This is a genomic window from Pseudomonas sp. G166 (assembly GCF_037027455.2).
GTDB lineage: Bacteria > Pseudomonadota > Gammaproteobacteria > Pseudomonadales > Pseudomonadaceae > Aquipseudomonas.
Genome location: NZ_CP146985.1, coordinates 6,426,393 through 6,450,380, shown reverse-complemented (window position 1 = coordinate 6,450,380; position 23,988 = coordinate 6,426,393). Strand labels below are relative to the sequence as shown.

Genomic DNA, 23,988 nt, shown 5'->3' with positions numbered 1-23,988 from the left:
TGCTGCTCCTGGTCGCTTGAGCGACGGTGTTGGCGTCATCGGGGGTACCGATGACGTGACTGCGTGATCAGCTCGCTTTTTATTCGCTGTCTGGGCCGCGCAGGTTTTCAAATTGACTCATGCCGTCGGGAATCAGGTTGCGCACGATGGCCGCAAAGTCGGCGTGCACCAGATTCTTGGCCCGGTTCAACAGCACCGGCAGGGGGCTGGAGGGCTCGTGACGGGTGTAGTAAGCGAGAATCCGGTCCAGGCTGCGCAGCACGTCATCACGGTTGTTGATTTCACCGCTGACGGTACTGGTGCCGGTGTTGCGCGGTGTGCTTGGCGCGCTGGCATATTCCGTTGTCGTTGCGCTGTCGTCGCTCACGGGATCGGATACGGCGCTGTCGCCACTCTGCGGGGCGAACTGACCGAGAATCTGCAACGCCATCTTGAGCGGTTGCTTCAGCGGGCCAAGGTCCACGCCCTGGGCGGAACCGACCTGGTCGCTGACTTGCTGCTCGATGGCTTCGGCGGCACTGCGGGCTTCCAGCAGCGCGGCACGGGTGATTTCCAACTGCTCGGGATCGCTGTCGAGCAAGGCTCCGGCGAGTTGTTCGGCACCGAGGTTTTCATCCGGGAAACTTTGCAGGCCGCTGGCGTTGGCGGCGGCGCGCAGGCTGACGGCACCGAAGGTCCGCGAACGGGCCAGGAGGCTTTCGCGCAGCAGGCGAATAGTGACATCGGACGTCAGGCCGGCGAGGGCATTGATACGCACGGTGGGGTCGTTGTCGTCGTCGGCGTCCAGGCGCGGGTGCAGCTCGGCCCAGTATTGCTTGAGCAATTCGCTGATCAACGTCAGCGAGCGGGCGAGGCCCGGGATGCCTTCCAGGGCCAGGGAGCTTTGCAGCAGGTAATGGGTGATGCGCAGGTCTTTGCTGCGTTGCAGCAGGTCCAGGCTTTGCTGCTGGATGCTGCGCCACTCAGGGGGTTCGGCAGGCAGAATCGAGTCGCCCATGCTGCGCTCGGGCTGGCCTCGGGAATCGCGTTCCAGGCGCAAGAAATCCGCGTCATATTCCAAATCTTCACCGCACGGCGAAGTCGCGGAAACGGCGGCGAGCAGCAAAGGCACATCCACTTGGATCGATCTCCCTATCACCCGCTTGAAGAAGTCGGGCAGTTCACACACAAGTTTCGGATGAAACTTCGCATGTCCCTCGAAGCTAATGGCCCTTTAGATGCTCAATGATCTTAAAGTGCCATCATGTATATTCAAGAAGTTGTGCATTTTTGGTGTAGTACTTATCGCTTGTCAAGGTAAGCTATTTCGGCTTTGTTACAGTTGTGAGGTGCTTAACAGCCCGCGCGACCCGTAAGTCGAAGCCGGTACCAATGCAGGTTTTTTGTCACGCAAGCCGGTTAAGATTAGCAATCATGCTGGCAAATAGCCGTTTTAGCGGTGCTGGCAGGGTTTTGATAGCGAGTCGTCGGAGCGTGGGCTTGTCCACCACCTGCGTGCGGCGACACGACAAGTATTTCAGCAAGGAGGCGAGATGCCGCTGTGTTTGACTATCACTAGTTATCACAAGATTACCCCGGGTCAGTGTTCTGAAAAGTCCATGGACCAGGGAGTGATGGCAATTGGCCGTAATTCCGATAATGACTGGGTATTGCCGGATCCTGAGCGCCTGGTTTCGGGCAAACATTGCGTTATCCAATACAAAGACGGGCGCTATTACTTAACCGATAACAGTACTAATGGTGTGGAATTGGTTAAGGCTGGCATTCGCCTTCGCAAAGGCAACAGCGAGCCGCTGCAGGATGGCGAAGTTATCCGCATCGGTGATTATGAAATCCAGGCGCGCGTCGATTTCAACCTGCCGGTCACCGACAGCAACCCGTTCGCCGAAGCACCCAGCAGCTTCGAAGCGTTGATGGGGCGCCAGGGCGCCGCGGTGAATACGCCATCGTCGATACCAGCGGCCCCGCCGGCGCATTTCCAGGGTGGGTCGGCCATGGACACCCTGCCGGATCTGTTCGATTTCCTGGCCCCGACCAGCGTTCCGCCGGCCACCCAGCCGGACCATGTTCCAGCTGAGCAGCACAATTTTCGTCCGCCGACGCCGATCCCTCGGCCAAGTCCGCCGCCCGTGATCGAGCCCGTGGCAACGGCGTCTGCCTCGGTGATCCCGGACGACTGGGACCCGTTCAGTGACAAACCTGCATCGGTGCCCGTCACCCCGGTTTCCGTTGCGCCGCCACCGGTAATACCACCCCCGGTAATTGAGCCGGTGCCGGTTCCCGTGCCCCCGATTCCGGTCGCTGAGGTCAGTGTGCCGAAGGAGCCCGCGCCATTGCGTGAGGCGCCAGTCACCCGTGCTGAACCCCCGGCCACTGCGGTCGACACCGCGCAGCCCGACCTGCTGCAGGCCTTCCTGCGCGGCGCCGGGCTCGATCAGTTGCGCCTGGACAAGGCCCAGGCCGAAGCGCAGATGGAAAGCATCGGGCGCAGTTATCGGTTGATGGTCGAAGGCTTGATCGATGTCTTGCGCGCGCGCAGCAGCCTCAAGGGTGAGTTCCGCATCCAGCAGACGATGATCCAGCCGGTGGAAAACAACCCACTGAAATTCGCGCCTAATGTCGACGAAGCGTTGCTGTTGCTGCTGCGTCACGGCAATCAGGCGTTCATGGCCCCGGACGCGGCGGTGCGTGACAGCTTCGATGACCTGCGCGCTCACCAACTGGCGGTGATGGCTGGCGTGGAAGCGGCGATCAAGCATTTGCTGACGCGCTTCGAGCCGGCACAACTGGAAGAGCGCATGGGCAAGCCCGGTGGGTTGTCGGGGATTTTCAGCGGCTCGCGACAGGCCCAGTACTGGCAGCAATTCACCGAGCTCTACAGCAATATTTCCCGGGAGGCCCAGGAGGATTTCCAAGACTTGTTCGGGCGTGAATTCAGTCGCGCCTACGAAGAACACAGCACACGACAGCGACGCCGTTGAGCGGCGCTGTCCTATAACAATACTGATAAGCCAACAACGGATAGCTCAAACGTCATTGAGGACGCAGGATGATTCCCAGGTTTTTACTCGCAGTCGCCACCGCGCTTCTGCTGACGGCGTGCGCCAAGGATGCGGCCAAACCCCAGCCCGAAGAAGCTGAGGCCGACACCGCTGCCGTCGAGCTGCATTTCCATGCCATTGCCGGGCTCAACCCCGGTGCCACCGGCCAGCCGGCCCCAGTCCGGGTGCGCATTTTCGAATTGAAAAATGCTGCCACCTTCGGCCGTTCCGATTATTTCGCCCTGGCCGAACGCGCCCAAGCAACGCTGGGCGCCGACCTGATCGATCAGGACGAGGTGCTGATCCAGCCCGGCCAGCAATTGAGCCTGCAACGCGACCTCGACCCGGCCACGCGGCACATCGGCATATTGGTGGGCTATCGCGAGCTGGACCAGTCGCTGTGGCGCACGGTGATGAACGTCCCGGCGCGCGAATACACCGAATACCAGATCAGCCTCGATGTGCGCGCCGTGCGCAGCGCCGTCGTCGTCCCCCCATCCAGCCCTGCCCAATAAGCAATCGGAGCCCCCATGTCCTGGAACAATCGCGTGGTCTGGTCGGAAGGCATGTTCATTGGAACGCAGCACTTCCAACAGCACGACCGTTATCTGGAAAACCTCATCGACGCTCGCAGCCGCCCATTGTCGGCCGGCGCCTGGGGTTTTTCCGAATTGCTGATCGACCAGGGCCTGCTGGCCCAGGGCAAGCTGGCGATCATCTCGGCGCGCGGCCTGTTGCCGGACGGCACGCCGTTCAACATTCCCCAGGATGACCTGGCGCCCACACCGCTGAACGTCGATGACAACCTGCGCGATGGCCTGGTGTACCTGGCCTTGCCGCTCAAGCGTGCCGGCGCCCGTGACACCGTGGATGAAGGCGAAGACCTCGGCGCTGCACGCTATGTGAGCCAGGTGTGCGAAGTGCGCGACGACAACGCGCCCTTCGAAAACCGCGCGCCGGTGGCCCTGGGTTCCCGGGCGCTGCGCCTGTTGACCGCACAGGATGGCATCGGTGACTACGCCGCTGTCGGTGTGGTGCGCATCAAGGAAAAACGTGCCGACCGCGCTCTGGTGCTCGACGACAGCTACATCCCACCGCTGCTGGATGTGGCCGCCTCCAAACCGCTGGCTGCGTTTCGCAGCGAACTGCTGGGCCTGCTTCATCAGCGCGGCGAAGCCTTGGCCGGGCGAGTGGTGGCTTCCGGTGCCGGTGGCGCTTCGGAGATCGCCGATTTCATGCTGCTGCAACTGGTCAACCGTGCCCAGCCGCTGATCCAGCACCTGAGCCAGTTGAGCCCCTTGCACCCAGAGCGTCTCTACAGCGAGTTGGTGAGCCTGGCCGGCGAGTTCTCCACGTTCACCGCTTCCGGGCGGCGACCGCAGGAATACCCGCAATACCAGCATGATGACCTGGCGCTCAGCTACGCGCCGGTGATGCAGGCCCTGCGTGAAGCCCTGTCGATGCTGATCGACAGCAAGGCCACGCCGATCCCGATTGTCGAGAAAGCCTACGGCATCCACGTGGCGATGCTGGCCGACAAAACCCTGCTCGACAGCGCCAGTTTCATCCTGGTGGTGCGCGCCGATGTGCCGGCCGAAACCCTGCGCGGGCGCTTCGGCCAGCAGAGCAAGGTCGGTTCGGTGGAACACATCCGCGACCTGGTCAACCTGCAGCTGCCGGGCATCGGCCTGCTGCCGTTGCCGGTGGCGCCACGGCAACTGCCGTACCACGCCGGTTCGACTTACTACGAACTCGATCGGGGCAGCGACCACTGGCAACAACTGAGCAACTCCGGCGGCTTTGCGTTTCACATCGCCGGCCAGTTCCCGGGGCTGAACCTGGCTTTCTGGGCGATCCGAGGATAAACCGCGATGAGTAACGACGATCGTACCCAGTTCATGCCAACGCCCGGTGGCCGTGGTGGAGATCCCTTCCGCCCGGACGCTGGTCGTCCACAGCCGACACCTGCGCCGGCACCACTGTCGATGCCGGCCGCGCCGGTGCTGACGGGCAAAGCCCAAGGCCTCAACCCCTTGGAAAGCGCCGCCGGCCCGTTGTTGGCCCTGCTGACGCGCCTGCGCAGCACCATTGCTCACCCGGCGCCAGCCAGCTTGCGCGCGCAACTGCTGGCCTACCTGCGCCAGTTCGAAGAGCGCGCCGAGGCCGCCGGCGTGGTGCGCAACGAGGTGTTGCTGGCTCGCTACGCCTTGTGCACCGCCCTCGATGAGGCGGTGTTGAGCACGCCGTGGGGCGGCACCAGCGACTGGGGCAAGCAGAGCCTGTTGATCACCGTGCACAACGAAGCCTGGGGCGGTGAGAAGGTCTTCCAGCTGCTGGAGCATTGCCTGCAAAGCCCGCGTGAGCGCTTGTATCTGCTGGAGCTGTTGTACCTGTGCATGTGCCTGGGTTTCGAGGGGCGCTACCGGGTGATGAACGACGGTCGCAGCCAATTGGAAGCCTTGCGTGAGCGCACCGCGGGCGTGATCCGCAGCGCCCGTGGCGACTACGAGCGTGAGCTGTCGGCGCACTGGCGCGGTGTCACCGTGGCCCGCGATCGACTGGCCCAATTCATGCCGCCGTGGATCGCCGTGGCCATCGGCGCGGCGCTGCTGCTGGCGCTGCTGTTCGGCCTGCGCATGAAGCTGGCTTCCGATGCCGAGCCGGTGTTCAAGAACATTCATTTCCTGGGTGAAATCCCGGTGCAGACCATCGACCGTCCCGTGGCGCAGCCGAAAGTGATCGAACGACCACGCCTGGCCGGTTTCCTCGCCGATGAGATCAGGGCCGGCCGGATTGCTGTGGAGGACGCCGTTGACCGCTCGGTGGTGACCATCCGTGGCGATGAGCTGTTTGCCTCTGGCAGCGCCAGCATCAAGGACGATTTCCAGCCGTTGATGCTGCGCATCGCCGATGCGGTGCGCAAGGTCAAGGGCCAGGTCCTGGTGACCGGCCACAGCGACAATCGGCCGATTGCCACCCTCCGGTTCCCCTCCAACTGGGCCTTGTCCGAGGCGCGGGCCCGGTCGGTGCTGGAGATTCTTTCGGCCAAGACCGGCCAGCCCGAGCGCTTCAGCGCTGAAGGCCGCAGCGACACCGAGCCGCTTGCCTCCAACGCCACCCCAGAGGGGCGTGCACGCAATCGTCGGGTTGAAATCACAGTATTGGCGGAGGGGGTCGAGTGAAGGCGTTTTTCAGTTTTATGACCCGCTGGGTCATTCCGTTGCTGGGGCTGATTGCCCTGAGCCTGATCATCTGGTTCGTCGGCCCGCTGCTGGAGTGGCTGGTGCCCGAAGGCCGGCGCTGGGCGTTGATCATCCTGGTGTTCGCGGTGTGGATCGCCTACCGGGTATTCCGCATCATCCAGGCCCGCCGTCAGGCCGCCGAAGTGATGCGCAGCCTGGCCGCGCAAACCCCGCCCGACCCCAGCAGCATCGCCACTGCCGAAGAGCTCGAAACCCTGCGCCAGCGCATGGACGAAGCCCTGGCGCTGCTCAAGAAAGCCAAGCTGGGCGGTGACGAGCGCCGCAACCTCTACGAGTTGCCGTGGTACGTGATCATCGGCCCGCCGGGTTCGGGCAAGACCACTGCGCTGGTGAATTCCGGGCTGCATTTCCCACTGGCCGCGCAACTGGGCGCCGGTGCGGTACGTGGCGTGGGGGGCACGCGCAATTGCGATTGGTGGTTCACCGACCAGGCTGTCCTGCTCGACACCGCTGGCCGCTACACCACCCAGGACAGTGACGCGACCGTCGACAAGGCTGCGTGGCTGGGCTTCCTTGGCCTGCTGAAAAAACAACGGGCCCGGCGTCCGATTGACGGCGCCTTCATCGCCATCAGCCTGTCCGACCTGCTGCTGGGCAGCGACGCCGAGCGCGCCGCCCATGCCGCGGCGATCCGCTTGCGGATCCAGGAGCTGTACACCCAATTGGGCGTGCGCTTCCCGATCTACCTGATGCTCACCAAGCTCGACCTGGTGCCCGGGTTCATGGAGTATTTCGATACCCTGAGCAAGGAAGAGCGCGCCCAGGTCTGGGGCATGACCTTCGCCTTGGACGATGGCAAGGGCAACGACAGCCCGCTGGCGCACCTGCAAAGCGAATTCACCGGCCTGGAGCAGCGCCTCAACGACCGCTTGGTCGAGCGCTTGCAGCAAGAGCGCGACCCGGCGCGGCGCGATCTGATCTATGGCTTCCCGCAGCAGTTCGGCGCCTTGAAAGATTGCCTGCAAAGCTTTCTCGAAGGCGTGTTCAAACCCAACGCCTTCGAAGAGCGCGTGTTGCTGCGCGGGGTGTATTTCACCAGCGGCACCCAGGAAGGCAGCCCGATCGATCGCCTGATCGGTTCCATGGCCCAGAGCATGAACCTGGACCGTCAGCACCTGGCGCGCCAGACCGGCACCGGGCGCAGTTACTTCATCGAAAAACTCTTCACCGCCGTGGCTTTCGCCGAGCGCGGGCTGGTGGGCGTCGATCCGAAGGTCGAGCGTCGGCGCAAATGGATCGCCCGCGGCGTACTGGCCTCCACCGTGGTGCTGGTGTTGGTGGTCAGCACGTTGTGGTGGGTCAGCTACCGCGCCAACCAGGCCTACATCACTCAGGTCGACCAGAAGGTCGCGCCGTTGGGCCAGACCGTGCAAAACCTCAGCCCGGCCCAGCGCGACGTACTGGCGGTGTTGCCATTGCTCAACGCCGTGAAACACCTGGCCGACGATGCGCCCGATTGGGCCGAAGGCCTGGGCCTGTACCAGGGCGACATGCTCGAAGCCGAATCCGGCAGCGTCTATCGCAAGTTGTTGATTGCGGTGTTCGCCCCGCGGCTGCTGACGCGCATCGAAGAGCAACTGCACAGTGGCGGTAATTCGGATTTCCTCTACGAAGGCTTGAAGGCCTACCTGATGCTCGCTGACACCGAGCATTACGATGCCGACTTCATCAAGGCCTGGATCGCCCTGGATTGGGACCGCAGCCTGCCGCGAGACTTGCCGGCCGAGCAGCGCCAGGCCCTGACCGCGCATTTGCAGGCGCTGTTCGAGCGGCGTCCGCCGCTGGCGCGTCTCGACCCGCGCCTGGTCGAAGACCTGCGCCGGCAGTTGCAGCAATTGCCCGTGGCCCAGCGCGTCTACGACCGGATCAAGCGCCAGAAGCTGCCCGAAGGCATCCCGGACTTCCGCATCAACGAAGCCGCCGGGCGTGACGCGGCACTGGTGTTCAGCCGCAAGAGCGGCAAGCCGTTGGGCGAGCCATTGAGCGGCTTCTTCACCGTCAAGGGCTACCGTCAGGGCTTCCTGCTCACCAGTCTGAGCCAGACCGGCACCCTGGCCGAAGAGCAGTGGGTACTGGGTCACGAACAGGCCGATCAGCAGAACGTCGCCAGCCTGGCCGCCGATGTACGTCGCCTGTACTTCCAGGACTATCAGCGCCAATGGGACGCCTTGCTGGCGGATATCGACTTCGTGCCGATCACCAGCGTGGCCCAGGCCGCCGATGTGCTGCGGGTGCTTTCCGGCCCGAGCTCGCCGTTGAAGAAGCTGCTGGTGGCCGTGGCGAAGGAAACCGACCTGCAACAGGATGAACGCCTGCTGGCCGCCCAAGGCGCGCCGGTGGAGGGTGGCGTGGACAAGCTCAAGGAGCGCCTGGGCAGTTTGCTCGGCCAGGAGCAGGCGAGCTCAAACGCACCGGCGACCAGCGATGATCCGATCACCACGCACTTCGCCGAGCTCAACAGCATCGTCAGTAAGCAAGAAGGCGAACCGGCGGCCATCGACGGCCTGCTGGCCGACATGAACGCCTTGTACGTGCAGGTCAGTGCCATGGTCGGTGCCAGCGGCGATGCCTTGCTCGGTGAAGCCAAGAACCAGGCAGCGGCCGCGGCCACCCGCGTCAGCCTCAACGCTGAACGTCAACCGCCGCTGGTGCAGGGCCTGGTCAAGTCGGTGGTCAACTCCACCACCAACAGCATGATGGGTGGGGTACGCAACCAACTGAACGCCGCCTGGACCAGCGAAGTGGTGAACATCTACCGCCAGTCTCTGGCTGGGCGTTACCCGATGTCGCCGGGCAGTGCGCGGGACGCGACCCTGGATGACTTTGGTCAGTTCTTCGGGGTTGGCGGGGTCATGGACAATTACTTCCGCAAGTACCTGCAACCCTACGTCGACACCTCGACTCCGACCTGGCGCTGGCAGCCGGGCGCGGCGCAGAAGCTTGGCATCGCCCCTGGCGTGCTGCAGACCTTCCAGCGGGCGGCGACCATCCGCGATGCGTTCTTCCGTTCCGGCGGCACCCAGCCGATGGTGCGTTTCGAGCTCAAACCGGTGGCGATGGACTCGACCATCACCCAATTTCTGCTCGACCTCGACGGCCAGCAGTTGAGCTACGACCACGGCCCGAGCCGTCCGACCGCCATGCAATGGCCTAACCCGGGCAGTATTGGCGTGGTGCGGATCTCGATCATGCCGCCTTCCTCCAGCGGTCGTTCCGGCATCACCCTGGACGGGCCATGGGCCTGGTTCCGACTGCTGGAGCAATCGGACCTGACCGCCGGCAACTCGCCGGATCGCTTCAACCTGCGGCTGCGGGTCGATGGCGCCAGCGCCTCTTACGAGTTGCGCGCCAACAGCGCCTTCAACCCGTTCAAGAGCCGGGTGCTCAGCGGCTTCAGCCTGCCGGAGCGGCTATGAGTACGCCGGGCTTCTACGGAAAGCTGGCCAGCCGCGGCGACTTCGTCAGCCGTGGTTTGCCGCAGAGCTTTATCAGCCCGTGGGACTCGTGGCTGGCGGCGGGTCTGCTCGCCAGCCAGGCCAGTCTCGGCGAGCGTTGGCTGGATGCCTACCTGGTCAGCCCGCTGTGGCGCTTCATGGTGGCGCCCGGGGTGTGTGGGCCGGACGCCGCCGTCGGCGTGGTGATGCCAAGTATCGACCGGGTCGGCCGCTATTTTCCGCTGACCGTCGCGGTGCTGCTGGAGCCCGACGCGGACCCGGCATCGGTGGTGGGCGGTGCGGACGACTGGTTCGAACGGGTGGAGAACCTGTTGCTGAGCACGTTGAACGTGGAGGGCAGTTTCGAAGCCTTCGGCGCAGAACTGGAAAACCTGGGGAGCCCGATGTACCTGCCGCGCACCCCCAGCAGCCGGTTTGCCAGCCTGCACCACTTCGATGCCACTGACCCGCAGCGGCGAATGAGTGCCCTGGCTGAGTCGGCTTGCGAAGGCGTCAGCCTGTGGTGGGGCCAGGGTTCGGAGCGCATCGCGCCCGGTTTGATGCGGTGCCACGGCCTACCGGCCGCCGCCGATTTTGCGCAATTTTTGCTCGGCCAAGAGGGTGTTGTGTAGATGCGTCCAAGTGCCGGAAAAGCATTCAAGTCTGCAAGCAAGAGCCACGTCGGCATGGTCCGCCAGGTCAACGAAGACGCCTGCCTGGACCTGCCGGAAAACGGCTTGTGGGTGGTCGCCGATGGCATGGGCGGGCACGCGGCGGGCGACTATGTCAGCAGCCTGATCGTCGACAGCCTGCGCAACATTGCCGTGGGCCGCTCGCTGGACGAATACGTCGCGGCGCTGCAAAGCGACCTGTTGCGGGTCAACGCCGCTGTGCGTGAGGAAACCGCCAACCGTGGCGTGACCATGATGGGCAGCACCGTGGTGGTACTGGCTACCCGCGACCTGCGTGGCATGTGCCTGTGGGCCGGCGACAGTCGCTTGTATCGCCTGCGCGATGGCGTGCTCGAAGGCGTCTCTCGCGATCACAGCTACGTCCAGGACCTGCAAGACAGTGGCCTGCTCAGCGAAGCCGAGGCGCGGGTGCATCCACGGGCCAACATCGTCACCCGGGCCATTGGCGTCGAGGCGCAACTGAACCTGGCGATGGCCGAGTTGTTGTTGGTCCCCGGCGACAGCTACTTGCTGTGCAGCGACGGGCTGACCAAGACCGTCGAGGACGATGAAATCCGCGAAGTGTTGAGCCACGACGAGCCCGGCGAAATCGCCAGCAGCCTGGTGTCCCTGGGCCTGATGCGCGGTGCCCCAGACAACATCACCGTGGTTGTCGTGAAGGTGCCGTCATGAGCTTGACCCTGAACATTGTCATCCCCGGCTACGACATCGAAGGGCCGATCGGTGAAGGTGCGATGGCCAGTGTGTACCTGGCGACCCAGCGCTCGCTGGAACGCAAGGTCGCGTTGAAAGTCATGGCCGCTGCGCTGGCGGCTGACCCGACCTTCTGCGAGCGCTTCCTGCGCGAAGGCAAGACCCTGGCGCGCCTGTCGCACCCGCACACCGTGACCATCCATGACATCGGCAACGTCGGTGAGCTGTATTACATGGCGATGGAGTACCTGCCCAACGGCACGCTCAAGGAACGCATCGCGGCGGGCCTGACGCCAGAGCAGGGCCTGACCTACATCCGCCAGATCGCTTCGGCCCTGGGTTATGCCCACGGTCTGGGCCTGGTCCACCGTGACGTCAAGCCAGCGAACATTCTGTTCCGTGCCGACGGCACGGCGGTGCTCTCGGACTTTGGCATCGCCAAGTCCCTGGACGACCGCACCCAATTCACCCAGGCCGGCTTCGCCGTCGGCACGCCCAGCTACATGAGCCCGGAACAGGCCCGCGGGCAGGACATCGATGGCCGCGCCGACCTGTATGCCCTGGGCGTGGTGCTCTATGAAATCCTCGTCGGCAAACTGCCGTATACCGGTAACGATGCGCTGTCCACGGCCCTGGCGCACCTGACTGAACCGTTGCCGGAATTGCCGGTGCACCATGGCCGTTACCAGGATGTGCTGCGCAAGCTGTTGGCCAAGGATCCGGCGGAGCGTTTCCCGGATGCGGCGGCGTTGCTGCGGGCGCTGGATAACCTGCCTCAGGAATCGGAAGCGACGCTGATCCGGCCGTTGTCGTTGCAACTGCCGGAAACGCCCAAGCCGGTTGATGACTTGGCGGGTTTGACGCCCATGTCCATCGACATTCCCAGCGGCCCGGCTTACTCACAACCGCAGCCACAATCGCAGCCCAAGCCCGTTCCGCCGCCCGCAAAACCGACGCCTCAGTCCTCGGTGTCGGAACAGCGCAAGGGGCCGGTGTTCGCCCTCGCCGCTGTCGCGGTTGCCGTGGCGCTGGCCTTAGGTGGTGCCGGTTATTGGTGGTTGTCCGGTGACGATGGCAAAGCGGTGAAAACGCCGGTTGCCACGACGACGTCGGCCAAGCCTCCCGAGGTGTCCCCGCCGAAGGCCCCCGAAGTGCCAGCGGTCAAGCCTCCTGTTGCCCCTCCCGCTCAGCCACCCGTGGCGACCGAAGCTGACGGCGGCCAGCGTCCGCTGTTGATGGCCGGCAAGAAAACCCTGTTCCAGCGCGTGCTCAGCAAACCGGGGGCGAAGCTCGCCGATGCACCGGGTGCCGCGCCGGGCAAGGCGCTGCCGGCGTTTTCCGTGCTGTACGTGTATCAGCGCAAGGACGTCGACGGCAGCGCGTGGGTGCGCGTCGGCGCCGCCACCGATGGGCGCAGCGACGGCTGGCTGCCCGCCGCCCAGGTCAGCGACTGGAAGCAAAGCCTGGTGCTCAAGTTCACCGAACGTTCCGGCCGGGCGCCGGTGATGTTCCTGCGTCAGCCCGGCGAAGTGGAAAAGCTGCTGGCTAACCCTTCGGCGGCCAAGAACGTGCTGCTCAAGGCCCAGCAAAGCCCGCAAGAAGACCAGCAAGTGCTGGCCCTGGAACCGGCTGCCAGCGCCGTGCCGCAGAGCCAGTTCTACCTGTTGCCGATCTTCGATTCCCGCGAGAGCCTGGATGAGAACGGCCAGCCGGTGCAGTTGCTGAACGTGGCGTCCATCGACCCGGGCAACACGCCCAGGGCGACGCCCAATACGCCCATCACCACCGCCAACGCCGACGCATTCCGTACCGCCGTGGTGCTGGTGGTGGACACCACCGTGTCGATGCAGCCCTACATCGACCAGGTCCGCGACGTGGTCCACGAACTGCAAACCCGCATCGCCGAGCGTGGCGAGCTGGACAGCGTCAGCTTCGGCATGGTGGGTTTTCGCAGCAGCATCAAGAAAACCCCGGGCCTGGAATACGTCGCCAAGACCTTGATCACCCTGGAACAGGGCCGCGACCCGCAACGCTTCATGGAGTTGGCGCGGCAGGTCAAGGCGTCCACGGTGTCGAGCCATTCGTTCAACGAAGATGCGTTTGCCGGGGTCATGGAAGCTGTCGAAGGCATGGACTGGTCCGGTTACGGCGGGCGCTTGATCCTGTTGGTCACCGACGCCGGTGCCCTGCGCAAGAACGACCCGTTTGCCGCCACGCAAATGAACGAGGCCGAAGTGCGCCAGGCGGCGCTGGGCAAGCAGATCAAGATCTACGCTCTGCACTTGCTCAGCGACGCCGGCAAGAAAACCCACGCCGGCGCCCAGAGCCAGTACCGCACCCTGACCGCCGACGCCAACCCACAGATTGGTGACCTGTACATTCCGGTGCCGGGCGCCGATGTACGCAAGTTCGGCGAGCGGGTGGACGAGATCGGCTCGGTGTTCGCCGGCCTGGTGCATCAGGTGCGCAGCAACAAGCCGCAAGCCGTGCCGCTGCTGAGCGCCGCGCCGAGCCTGGCCGACAAATCGGCGGCAGTCGGCTACGCGATGCACATGGACTTTTTGGGGCGCAAATCCGCCAGCCAGGCCCCGCAACTGGTCAGCGCCTGGACTGCCGACCGCGACCTGACCAACCCGGCGCTGCCGGCGTTCCAGGTCTGTGTGATGCTGACCAAGCTGCAACTCAACGACTTGCAGCAATCGCTCAAGCTGATCGTCGACGCGGCCCGCAAGACCCAGAGTTCGCCCAAGGATTTCTTCCAGGAAATCGCCAGTGCCAGCGCCTACATGAGCCGCGACCCATCGGCCTTGCGCAAGGGCGGCAACCTGGCCGATGGCGGGATCCTCGGCGAGTACCTCGAAGGGCTGCCGTACCGCAGCAAGTCGTTGAACATGACCCAGGATTTATGGCTGTCCTTGAGCGTGGCCGAGCAGGAAGACTTCATCGACGAGCTGGATTCGAAAATCCGCCTCTACGAGACCTTCCACAACGACTTGGCGAACTGGGTGCGTTTCGGCGATGCCGAGCCGGGTGACGCCTTGTACCGCGTGCCGTTGTCGACGCTGCCGTGATGCTGGACATGAGCGCAGTGCACAAAAGCCGGGGCGCCGGCAGCCAGCGCTACAGCCTGGTGATTCCACGGCTGCAATTGCGCGGCGGTGAACAACTGGCAGTGGTTGGGCCCAGTGGTTGTGGCAAGAGCACCTTGCTGGATCTGCTGGCGCTGGTGCTGGCGCCGGATCAGGCCGGGCGGTTCGACTTCAGCCCTGCCAACGCGCCGCTGGACATCGCCAAATTGTGGCGTGCGTCGCAACAGGGCACCTTGGCCGAGCTGCGCAGTCGCCACCTGGGCTATGTTCTGCAAACCGGCGGCCTGTTGGGTTTCCTGGACGTGCGCGGCAACATCGAGTTGTCGCGAAAACTGTTGGGTTTGAAGGATGACGGCAGCGTGATGCGCCTGGCTAGGCAATTGGATATTGCCGATCAACTGGACAAGAGACCGGCGGATTTATCCGTCGGCCAACGCCAGCGGGTCAGCTGTGCCCGGGCGCTGGCCCATGCTCCGCGGCTGTTGCTGGCCGATGAGCCGACGGCTGCCCTCGACCCGCTGAACGCCGAGCGCGTCATGCAGTTGCTGGTGGCCCAGGCCCGCGAACACGGTGTGTGCTGTGTGGTCGCCACCCATGACGAGGCGCTGGCCCGCGCCAGCGGTTTGCAGGTGCGCCGGATCAGTTGCCGCCGCGATGTCGATGGCGGCGTCACCGCCACCCTCGGGGAGGCTTGCTGATGCGCGGCGCGCTGGTGGCTTCCCTGGCCTGGCAGGATTACCGCAACGATGCCTGGCTGTCGGCCTGTTCGGTGCTGGCCCTGGTTGCCGTGGTGGCGCCATTGCTGGTGTTGTTTGGCCTGAAATTCGGCCTGGTCAGCAGCCTCACCGAACGCCTGCAGAACGACCCAGCCACCCGGGAAATCATCCCCTTGGGCGGCGGTCGCTTCAGTGCCGAGTTCGTCGAGCAATTGAGCCAGCGCGGCGACGTTGCTTTTGCCTTGCCGCGCACCCGACAGATCGCCGCCACGGCGGAACTGAGCAGCGATGCGTCGCTCGTCACGGTCGAGATGATTCCCACCGCGGCCAACGATCCGTTGTTCGATCACCTGCCGGTGCCTCAGGGTTTGGATCAAGTGGTGCTCAGCCAGACTGCCGCTGAAAAGCTCGGCGCCAAGCCCGGTGATTGGTTGCAGGCCAGTTTTGGTCGGCAGGTGGCCGGGCGCAGCGAGGCGCAGCGCACGCGGGTGCAGGTGTTGCACGTGCTGCCGTTGGAAGCCTTTGCCCGCGATGGTTTATTCGCGCCGCTGGCGTTGCTGGAGGCGGCCGAGGATTACCGCGACGGACGTGCCGTGCCCGCGTTCGGCTGGCCGGGTGACGCGGTGGGCGTGAGCGGGCAGCGGGTGTATCCAGCGTTTCGCCTGTACGCACGCCGCCTCGCCGACGTCGAGCCGCTGCGCCAGTATTTCGCTGGGCAGAACCTGTTGGTATCGACTCAGGCCCAGACCATCGCCCAAGTGCAATCGTTGAGCCGCAACCTGTCGATCGTCTTCTGGATCATCGCCGGGTTGGCGTTGGTCGGGGCCTTCGCAGCGATTTTTGCCGGTGCCCTGGCGGCGGTCGAGCGTAAGCGCCGGGAGCTGTCGGTGTTGCGCCTGCTGGGGGTTTCCACCGCGGCGCTTCTGTTGTTCGTTGTGTTGCAGGCGCTCTACAGCGCCACCTTTGCGGCTCTGCTGAGTGTCGGGCTGTATGGCCTGGCGCAGTCGGGCCTGAACCATTTATTTGCGCAGATGCCGGGCGAGTACGCCAGCCATCTGCTGGTGCGTCATTACACCTTGGCCCTGCTGGCCGTGCTCGGCGTCAGCGCCGTGGCAGCGGCGTGTGGCGGCTGGCGGGTGGCGCGCATCCAGGCGTGTGAAGGAATTCGCGATGTATAAGTTATTGGGCGCCGCCGTGGCGCTGAGCCTGGCCAGCCTGACATGGGCTGATGAAGGCACGGACAAGCTGGACAATCCCAAGCCGTTACCCGACGACGTCAGCCTGCCGCTGCCATGCGAAGGGCAGATGGTGTTCCGCTACGTCTACATCCTCGCCCAGGGCACCCTGGACGACCGTGAGATCAGCCTCGGTTATCCGTTCAGCGAAGGCGAGGCCGGTTACCAGCAATCGTTCATTTCCGGCTACCGGCGTGACTTCATCAACGGCCAGTTCACCCTCAAGGACCTGCCCAAGGACTGGAACAAAACCATCACGCCGTTGATGCCCAAGACCGACGCCAAGACGCCGCTCAAGCCGATGCTGTACTTCATCGGCAAGTACGAAGTCACCGCGCGCCAATACGCCCAAGTCATGGCCCAGGCGCAATCGCTGGCCAGCGGCGAAGCGGCGCCGGCCTGTGAAGCCCTGCAAGCCGATTTGCCTCAGGGCGTGGCCGGGCGTTTGCCCAAAGTGAAACTGTCGAAGTTCGAGGCCGAGCGTTTCTCGGCGGTGTACAGCGCCTGGCTGATGAAGTACCACAAGGACCTGCTGCCGGTGAGCGGTCGCGGCACCTCTGCTGAAGACGGCGGGCTTGGTTTTGTGCGCTTGCCGACGGAAGTGGAGTGGGAGTTCGCCGCCCGAGGCGGGCAGGCCGTGAGCCGTCAGGATCTGGAAGGGCGCCTGTTTCCCCGGCGCCTGGAAGGCAGTGAAAGCGACGGACCGCTGGCCGATTGGGCGGTGTTCAACCAAGTTGCCGGCGGCACCGGCCAGGCGGCGCGGCTGATGCCCATCGGCACCAAATTGCCGAACCCTATCGGCCTGTTCGACGTGGTTGGCAACGCCGCCGAGATGGTCCAGGAGTCCTTCCAATTGGTGCACGCCGGCCGCCGCCAGGGCGCTTATGGCGGTTTCGTGGTCAAGGGCGGCAACTACTTGGAAGGCGAGGGCACGTTGTTCACCGGCATGCGCCGCGAATACCCGCTGTTCGCCGCCGATGGCACTGAGCAAAGCAACGAAACCACCGGTTTTCGCGTGGCCGTCGGGGCGTTGTCGGCGCCGCGTTCGCGCTACAAGGAACTGTTTGCCCAGTGGCAGAAAGAAGGCCGACTGGCTTCGCTGACCGATGCTATCGATGACGCCGAAGACCCGACCAAACGCCTGGACAGCATTATCGCCGCCAGCGTCGACCCGCGCCTGCAAGCCGAACTGGGGCTGGTCAACGAAGAGCTCAAGCGCAACGTCTCGCTCATCGCCCAGCAGCGCGAGGAAGCGGCGGGCAACCTGATTCAGTCGTCGGCCCTGGTGGCTGAGACCGTCAACAACTACAACATTCGCCTGACCAATCTGCAGAACAGTCGGCAAGTCGCCCTGGACGCCAAGGACGAGGCCAGCGCCCAGCTGTTTGCCACGGCCATCGACAACGGTCGCAGTGCGCTGGATGGGGCGGTGGCGATCTACATCGACAACCTGGCCACCGGCACGCGCTACACCGATGCCGTGATCCAGGCGCAGTTTCAACGCATCAAGGAAGAGTTGGAGCGCAAGCCGGTACTGGGCAAGAGCCTGGTGGCGCGCGCAACGTTATTCGTTCGTCACGTCGGGGACTATCGTCAGCAAAAACGCGCCGACCCGGCGGCGATATTGAAGGAATTGCTCGCATCGAACGCTCAGCGGTCTTGAGTGTTCGTTGTCAGCGAGCTTGGAAGGGACTCAGGCGGCAATGGGGCTGCGCTGAGCTGGTCAAAACTTAAAACGAGAACACAACTATGCTTTTCTCCCGTAAACCTTTTGCTTCGGGTTCCAAGCGTCATTTGCTGATGGTCGCTGTCGGCTTCAGCACCGTACTGACCGGCTGCGCCACGTCGCCGACCTCCAAGGTCGCCTCGAGCACCAAGGTCGAGTACTACCCTAACTGCTACGAGCCGGTGCAGCACCTGCGCTCCACCGAGGGCAACATGACCAAGTCCGTAGTCACCGGCGCGGCCGTCGGCGCGGTGGGCGGTGCGTTGCTGGGCGTCCTGACCGCCGACAAGGAAGACCGTGGTCGCAACGCTGCCATCGGTGCTGCTGGCGGTGCCCTGGCCGGTGGTGCAGCCGGTTACTACACCGAGCGCCAGAAGCAGATCGCCGATGACAACCAGCGCATTGCGTCCTACGCTGCCGACGTCAACAAAAGCGTCTCCGACATCGACCGCAGCACCGCCTACGCACGGACTTCGCAGCAGTGCTACCAGAACGCGTTCAGCAAACTGGTTGCCGACCGCAAGGCCAAGACTGTCAACGACACTGAAGGTCGCAAGCGCCTGGCGGAAATCGTCGCTGGCCTGAAAGAGTCGAATGACCTGATCGTTGCGGTCAACGGTAAGGCTTCCGAAGACTTGAACAATTACACCCAGGCTTACGAGAAAGACCTGCAGCAAGTGGGTGTGCAGCGTACTGACGTGGTGACTGTGGCTACTGCTGACACTACGCCTGTCGTGGCTCCGACCAGCACCAAGAAAAAGAACAAGAACGTACAACCGGCGAAGAAGAAAGACCTGCCGACTGTGCCGAAAGAAGCGGTGACCACCGAGAAAACTCTGCAGGCCGCCAAGGCCAAGCAGGATGAAAGCAAGCAGGTTGCCAGCGCGGGTACCACTCAGGTCAACAGCATGTGCAAGAACCCGGACCTGGGTGATTGGGCGCCGGTTCCTTGCCCGAATGTTTGATTGAGTGATGGCGGTTGATCGTTGATCAGCAGCCAAAACCCAAAACCTTGTGGGAGCGAGCTTGCTCGCGATAGCGCTGGTTCAGTTGGCATTAATGTCGACTGATACACCGCCTTCGCGAGTGAGCTCGCTCCCACAGTTGTTTCTGGGTACATATCCGTTGCTGCGGTAACGGCGGCTTATGGTTCCGCTCTTACAGCGGCTCACTTTTGAGAAGCGCAAAAGTAAGCAAAACGCTTTATGCCCCACCACTCGGTGCCTCGCCTAGGCTCGGCATGCCCGAACGAAGGCATTGCTCCATGGGCCCGCCGCGAAGGGCCATCCATGGCCCAGCGCGGCTATCCCGGCATCCATGCCGGGATGCCCACTCCACAATGCCTGCGTTCGGCCATCGTGGTTAACGGGGCGCCGAAATCAACGTCCACCGCGAGGCGGCCTGACAGCCGGCCTGGCTCTCCCGGTCGAACACCTCTCAGATCTGTTTGAGCAGGACCTTGCTCGCGAGGCGGCCTTATAGCCGACCTGGCTCTCCGGCCATACCCCGATCCAACTGTGGGAGCGAGCCTGCTCGCGAAGGCGTCGGTTCAGCTTGCATCATTGTTGCCTGACACTCCGCTATCGCGAGCAAGCTCGCACACAGTTGTTTTGAGTTGACTGTGATATCCGCGACAACCCAATTCCCCCTGTGGGAGCGAGCTTGCTCGCGATGGCGTCGGCTCAGCCTGCATCAATGCAAGCGCTACCCCTTGGCCCCAGGCGCCGCCATCTCCTTGGCCTCCAAATGATCCAGCGCCCGCTCAACCAACAACTGCACCCCATCGGCCATGCGGCTGATTGCCAGGGCGACGCAGCGGCGTGAGTCATCCACGTCGTCGGCCAGGTCGGCGGCGATGGTGCTGATCGATTGCAGGTCTTCGGAGGCGTTGGCCAGCAGGGTTTCGGTGTCGATGTGAGGGGAGACGATGAAGAGCTGGTTTTTTTCGGGTTCAGGTGGGGAGGAGGGTTGGGGCTTGAGGTAGTAGTCGAGGGCGCGGGTGACGGCGTCTTCGAGCTTTTTTTCTTCCTGCATTTCGACGCGGGATTTGTGGCCGCTTTGCGGGGGATTCGGAGTTGCTTTGAACATAATGAAACTTCCTGGAAGTGGAGCCGGCACCCTCCGATTGCACGTCGAAAAATGGGTGGCAGCTGTACGTAGGTGTGCAAGACCGGTCCAGGAACCCGGCAGACCCGAAAGTCTCCCACGCGCAGCCGCCATAACAGTCGGCGAGCATAAAAAAATGCTCGGCGAATAGCCATAACGAATGCGTTCCTAGATCGGACTTGCACGTCCGTGTCACCGTTTTTTGCGATGACGAACAAAGGTTAGCGACGCTCGAAAGCACTGCCTAGTTCATGAACAGCCCGGCGTGCTGAAGGAAATGTCCGAGGGTTTGGCGGGGGAAAAGACGAAAAGATCGCAGCCTTCGGCAGCTCCTACGGAAATGGGTGTAGGAGTTGCCGAAGGCTGCGATCTTTTGATCCTGGTTTTGTGACTTGGCAGTCATCTTTCGCGAAAACAAGCTTATCTTCCGCTAAAGCGATCCGATGATGGCGTTGCGCCGAAGAATCGCTAAACTGCCTGCCATTGATCTTTTCTCACGAGGCGGTGCCCATGAAATTTCGTTTTCTGCTGTGGATGCTGGGGTTGTTGATGGGCAAGGCCAGTCGGACCAATCCGGCGTTCCAGCAGCAGTTGGGCGACAAGGAATTGGTGTTTCAATTGCAAACCCTGGACGGCAAGGTCGCCCGGCATTTCACCGTGAAAAACCAGCGCATCACCAGCCGGTCCGGCACTTACCCGGAGCCTGCCTTCGCCATCGCCTTCAAGGACGCCGCCTATGGTTTTGCCACGATGCAGGCCAAGAACAAGCAACTGGCATTCATGACGGGGATTCAGGACAAGTCGATCCAGATCAAGGGCAACCCGGCGCTGGTGATCTGGTTCCAGGGGCTGACCAAGTATTTGAAGCCGAAGAAGGCCAAGCCGAAGTCTTAATGAGGAATTACGCTCATTAAATGAATTTTTATTCCGATTAAAGAAACCGAACTGTTAACTCTGACAGGTGTGTAAGTGCTTGGTTTAGGTTTCCATATAGTTTGATGTCAATGTGGGCATCATTTTTAGTGGAAGCAATGCCATGATTACTCCAAGCAAAAATTTCAAGCCAGGCACCCTTGATCCATCTTTTGGCACCGATGGCGTACTCCTCGTTCCGATACCGGAAATCAGCGCAAACAACGTGCCGGCGCTTTGCGCTCTTCCGGACAATAAGCTGCTTGCCATCATGCCGTTATTAGGAGCAAGGGCGCCGGTGGTGGTTGTGCGTTTAAATGAAGACGGGACACTCGATACCAATTTCGGTGGTTCGGGAGCCGGTTACACTGAGCTACCTTTTATGTCAGGTGAGGATTTGAGTGGTATTAATGCCCTTGCGGATGGAGGAGCCCTGGTTCGCTTTAGATACCCGGAAAATGGGAATATATATAGCATAATAATAAAGTTGCGCTCGGACGGTAGTTTCAATAACACCTTCGGAAATAACGGTGTGGTCAGGATTTTAGGCTGGAATCGTTCACAACAAAGCGAAGGGGCTGGAAGCCTGCAAGTAAATGATGAACCATTAGGAAAAGCGCAGGGAGGACGGCGGTACTCTGCGTTAGAAGATCCAGTCGGCAACATAGTTTTAATCGACGAGATTGACATCTTTGGGCGCGCCAGGGTTGTGGTGAATCGCCTGAAGTCCGATGGTTCTTTTGATGAAAATTTTAATGGGGGCAGAGCAATTGTCGAACTTCCTGGCGTCGAATATCAGTGGCTTTCGCGCGGAGGATTCGCCGTTCAGTCAGATGGACGCGTGGTGGCAACTGGCGTATATGGTGGCGATACGTCTCGGGGGGTGTTTATAGTACGTTTCGATAATTCAGGTAGTCCGGACGCGGGATTCAACAATGGTGCGCCAGTAGTAATTCCCACAAATGCCGACTCCAGGCTCAGCTCTGTTGCAGTGAATATGAGGCAAGATGGTACTGAAAGAATAGTACTGGCAGGCCATGTTGCAACCGGCGGGAGTTACAGCGGCTTTATGGTGGTGCTCGACGGTGATGGGTATTACGATCCGCTATTTAACGAAGGACAACCGCTGTACTCTAAATTTTCTTACGGGAGTTTTTGGTGGTCCAACTGCAATGCACGTAATGATGGTTCAATAATCGCTGTCGGATTTGGGAGCGATGAGTTGCATGACGGTGGTACGCTGACCGCTTGTTATCGTGATGATGGCACTTTGGATTCGGAATTCAACGACGGTCAAGGCTTTGTTGTTTATGCTGGGCCTGACGGGTCTAGATCCCCGTCAGATATGGCAGACATGGATGATAGACGGATCGTTATAAGCGGTTTGGGCTTTGACAGAAATAACAATTGGGTCCTTCGCTATCTGGGTTAGTTATAACGCGACGCGGGCTATGCTCCGTTAGAAAGACGGGCTTGAATGACATCCTTATCGCTCCTGTTCCCCTGCATGCCGCTAGGGGAGCAGGAGCGTTCCGCTTCTGAAACGTGACGTGGAGCGTGGGAACGATTAAAAACAGATATCTCGTGGACGTCGTTCTAGTTCCCTGCGCGACAGCAGCGTCGAAGACGTGGCGGTGGCTCCCTCACCACAAGCTCATCGATCAGCCGGTGGTCAGTGGCTGAACTGCGAAGCCAGTTCGCGCAGCAGCACTTCCGCCTCAAGCACTTTGCTGACTACGTCGTTGACCTTGTCCCGAGACAGGCCTACGCGTTCGAGCAGTGCATCGGGGATTTCCTCGTCTGGGCCGGAGCCGATACCCCGCGAGCGCAGCAGGCGTACGGCCAGGCAGACCAGGTTCGGGTAGGCGGCGTACTCGCCGTCGTAGTGCGGGTCGTGCTGGAAGCGCAGGGCGGTGGCCAGTTCGTCGGGCATGTCCCAGTAGCGCATCAGCCAGGCGCCGATCTGCTCGCGACTGATGCCCAGCAGGTGTTGTTCCACGTAGCTGTGGCACAGGTGCGGGTTAACCTCCAGGTGTCGGCAGATCAGCGAGAAGTGCGGCGGGAATACGTGGGCCAGCAACAGGTAGCCGAAGTTGTGCAGCAGGCCGGACAGGTAGGTCAGGCCACCTTCCGGGCGCTGGGCGCGCGGCATGGCGCGGGTCAGGCCTTCGATGACGGCGGCGGTGTAGATCGATTGGTGCCAGTACGGCGTGGTGTGTTGCGGGTGGTCCTTGGGCAGGCTCAAGGTCTTGCCCAGGGCCAGGCCCAGCGCCAGGTTGATCACCAGGTCGAAGCCCAGGACGCGGACGATGGCATCTTCCACTGAACGAATCTTGCCTGGCGAGGCGTAGTACGGCGATGCGGCCCAGCTCACCACTTGCGCGGCCAGGGCCGGGTCGGTTTCCACGACGCCGGTGATGTCATCGATGGTCGCGTCAGGGTCGACCCGCAGCTTGATGATTTTTTGCGCGGTTTCGGCCAGCGGTGGGATCTCGATGGTCTCTTCCAGCCGTTGCTGGATACGCCGCGCGGTAAACGCCTGGACGGCCTGGGTGATTTCCGCGCGGTCGTCGTGCGGGCGGTCCAGGTTGGGGGTGATATTGCTCACGGCTTCGCCGAATGTCGCGGCGCTGGCCTTGGTGAGCATGGTCTTGAACGCTTCGCTGGTGACTTCCAGCAGCAGGCCCGGCTCCCCCGAATTGATCAACAGCTTCGGTTCGCGCAGCAGGCTTTCTTCGTACAGGCAGGGGGAACTGGTCAGCGCCGGCAGGCCGGGCAGCAAGCTCAGGCTGTGTTTGCCGAGCATGCGTTCCAGGCGTTCGGTTGGCACCGCCGTGAGCTTGCGACCGGTGAGTTCGGCCAGACGGTTGAGGTCCAGCAATTGGCTTTGTGGAAACAGCACCATGAGTGCGCCGACGGCATCGTGCAACAGAACGGCCTGCACTTTGCGGGCAGGGTTCAGGCCCGGTCGCTCGACGACTTCGTCAAAGGCGATGCCCAGCTTTTCAAGCAGCAGCCGAATAACAGACGGAGCATGCGGAGGTTCTGGGACGAGGGCAGCTTCAGTCATGGTTTGTATCC

Annotated in this window: 17 protein-coding genes; 14 read left to right on the top strand and 3 right to left on the bottom strand. The window is 62.5% G+C overall.

All coding sequences use genetic code 11. The annotated features are described in order from the left end of the window. Positions 1-79: 79 nt before the first annotated feature. The gene (tssA, locus tag SGN16_RS28725; RefSeq protein WP_210642046.1) at positions 80-1,117 is read right to left on the bottom strand and encodes a type VI secretion system protein TssA; all 1,038 of its coding nucleotides are present in this window, start codon (positions 1,115-1,117) and stop codon (positions 80-82) included. Positions 1,118-1,532: 415 nt separating this feature from the next. Here tssA and tagH point away from each other — a divergent pair, with 415 nt between their 5' ends. The 12 genes from tagH to tagQ all read left to right on the top strand — a co-directional run bounded on the left by tagH (position 1,533) and on the right by tagQ (position 18,854). After that, positions 1,533-2,981: a type VI secretion system-associated FHA domain protein TagH gene (gene tagH, locus SGN16_RS28720; protein ID WP_335944562.1), complete on the top strand. Its 1,449-nt coding sequence runs from the start codon at positions 1,533-1,535 to the stop codon at positions 2,979-2,981. A gap of 68 nt (positions 2,982-3,049) precedes the next feature. Then, positions 3,050-3,556, top strand: coding sequence for a type VI secretion system lipoprotein TssJ (gene tssJ / locus SGN16_RS28715; protein WP_210642044.1), 507 nt, complete (start codon positions 3,050-3,052; stop codon positions 3,554-3,556). A gap of 15 nt (positions 3,557-3,571) precedes the next feature. After that, positions 3,572-4,906: a type VI secretion system baseplate subunit TssK gene (tssK, locus tag SGN16_RS28710; protein ID WP_335944561.1), complete on the top strand. Its 1,335-nt coding sequence runs from the start codon at positions 3,572-3,574 to the stop codon at positions 4,904-4,906. Between the two features lie 6 nt (positions 4,907-4,912). Continuing rightward, entirely contained in the window at positions 4,913-6,223 is a 1,311-nt protein-coding gene (locus SGN16_RS28705) for a DotU family type VI secretion system protein (protein ID WP_335944560.1), read from the top strand. Beyond that, complete coding sequence (gene tssM / locus SGN16_RS28700) at positions 6,220-9,720, top strand: type VI secretion system membrane subunit TssM (protein ID WP_335944559.1); 3,501 nt, start codon at positions 6,220-6,222, stop codon at positions 9,718-9,720. Before SGN16_RS28705 ends, tssM begins: the two co-directional genes overlap by 4 nt. After that, on the top strand, positions 9,717-10,370 hold the full coding sequence (gene tagF / locus SGN16_RS28695; RefSeq protein ID WP_335944558.1) for a type VI secretion system-associated protein TagF: 654 nt from the start codon (positions 9,717-9,719) through the stop codon (positions 10,368-10,370). Before tssM ends, tagF begins: the two co-directional genes overlap by 4 nt. Then, positions 10,371-11,102, top strand: coding sequence for a protein phosphatase 2C domain-containing protein (locus tag SGN16_RS28690; RefSeq protein WP_210642039.1), 732 nt, complete (start codon positions 10,371-10,373; stop codon positions 11,100-11,102). Next, positions 11,099-14,194, top strand: a complete 3,096-nt coding sequence (locus SGN16_RS28685; protein ID WP_335944557.1) for a serine/threonine-protein kinase — start codon at positions 11,099-11,101, stop codon at positions 14,192-14,194. The genes SGN16_RS28690 and SGN16_RS28685 overlap by 4 nt, the downstream gene beginning before the upstream one ends. Then, entirely contained in the window at positions 14,194-14,910 is a 717-nt protein-coding gene (locus SGN16_RS28680) for an ABC transporter ATP-binding protein (protein WP_335944556.1), read from the top strand. Before SGN16_RS28685 ends, SGN16_RS28680 begins: the two co-directional genes overlap by 1 nt. Next, positions 14,910-16,106, top strand: a complete 1,197-nt coding sequence (locus SGN16_RS28675) for an FtsX-like permease family protein (RefSeq protein ID WP_335944555.1) — start codon at positions 14,910-14,912, stop codon at positions 16,104-16,106. The genes SGN16_RS28680 and SGN16_RS28675 overlap by 1 nt, the downstream gene beginning before the upstream one ends. Continuing rightward, a complete protein-coding gene (locus tag SGN16_RS28670; RefSeq protein WP_210642036.1) occupies positions 16,084-17,826 on the top strand; it encodes an SUMF1/EgtB/PvdO family nonheme iron enzyme in 1,743 nt (580 codons plus the stop codon). Before SGN16_RS28675 ends, SGN16_RS28670 begins: the two co-directional genes overlap by 23 nt. Before the next feature lie 86 nt (positions 17,827-17,912). Further along, the gene (gene tagQ / locus SGN16_RS28665) at positions 17,913-18,854 is read left to right on the top strand and encodes a type VI secretion system-associated lipoprotein TagQ (protein ID WP_335944554.1); all 942 of its coding nucleotides are present in this window, start codon (positions 17,913-17,915) and stop codon (positions 18,852-18,854) included. A 739-nt stretch (positions 18,855-19,593) separates the two neighbouring features. Here tagQ and SGN16_RS28660 read toward each other — a convergent pair. Next, positions 19,594-19,977, bottom strand: coding sequence for a DUF6124 family protein (locus SGN16_RS28660; protein WP_335944553.1), 384 nt, complete (start codon positions 19,975-19,977; stop codon positions 19,594-19,596). A 528-nt stretch (positions 19,978-20,505) separates the two neighbouring features. On the opposite strand from SGN16_RS28660, the gene SGN16_RS28655 reads away from it, so the two are divergent. Both SGN16_RS28655 and SGN16_RS28650 read left to right on the top strand, forming a co-directional pair. After that, on the top strand, positions 20,506-20,889 hold the full coding sequence (locus tag SGN16_RS28655) for a helicase (RefSeq protein ID WP_335944552.1): 384 nt from the start codon (positions 20,506-20,508) through the stop codon (positions 20,887-20,889). A 142-nt stretch (positions 20,890-21,031) separates the two neighbouring features. Next, a complete protein-coding gene (locus tag SGN16_RS28650; protein WP_335944551.1) occupies positions 21,032-22,339 on the top strand; it encodes a hypothetical protein in 1,308 nt (435 codons plus the stop codon). A gap of 240 nt (positions 22,340-22,579) precedes the next feature. Here SGN16_RS28650 and SGN16_RS28645 read toward each other — a convergent pair whose 3' ends face one another. Then, a complete protein-coding gene (locus SGN16_RS28645; RefSeq protein ID WP_335944550.1) occupies positions 22,580-23,977 on the bottom strand; it encodes an HDOD domain-containing protein in 1,398 nt (465 codons plus the stop codon). Positions 23,978-23,988: the final 11 nt, after the last annotated feature.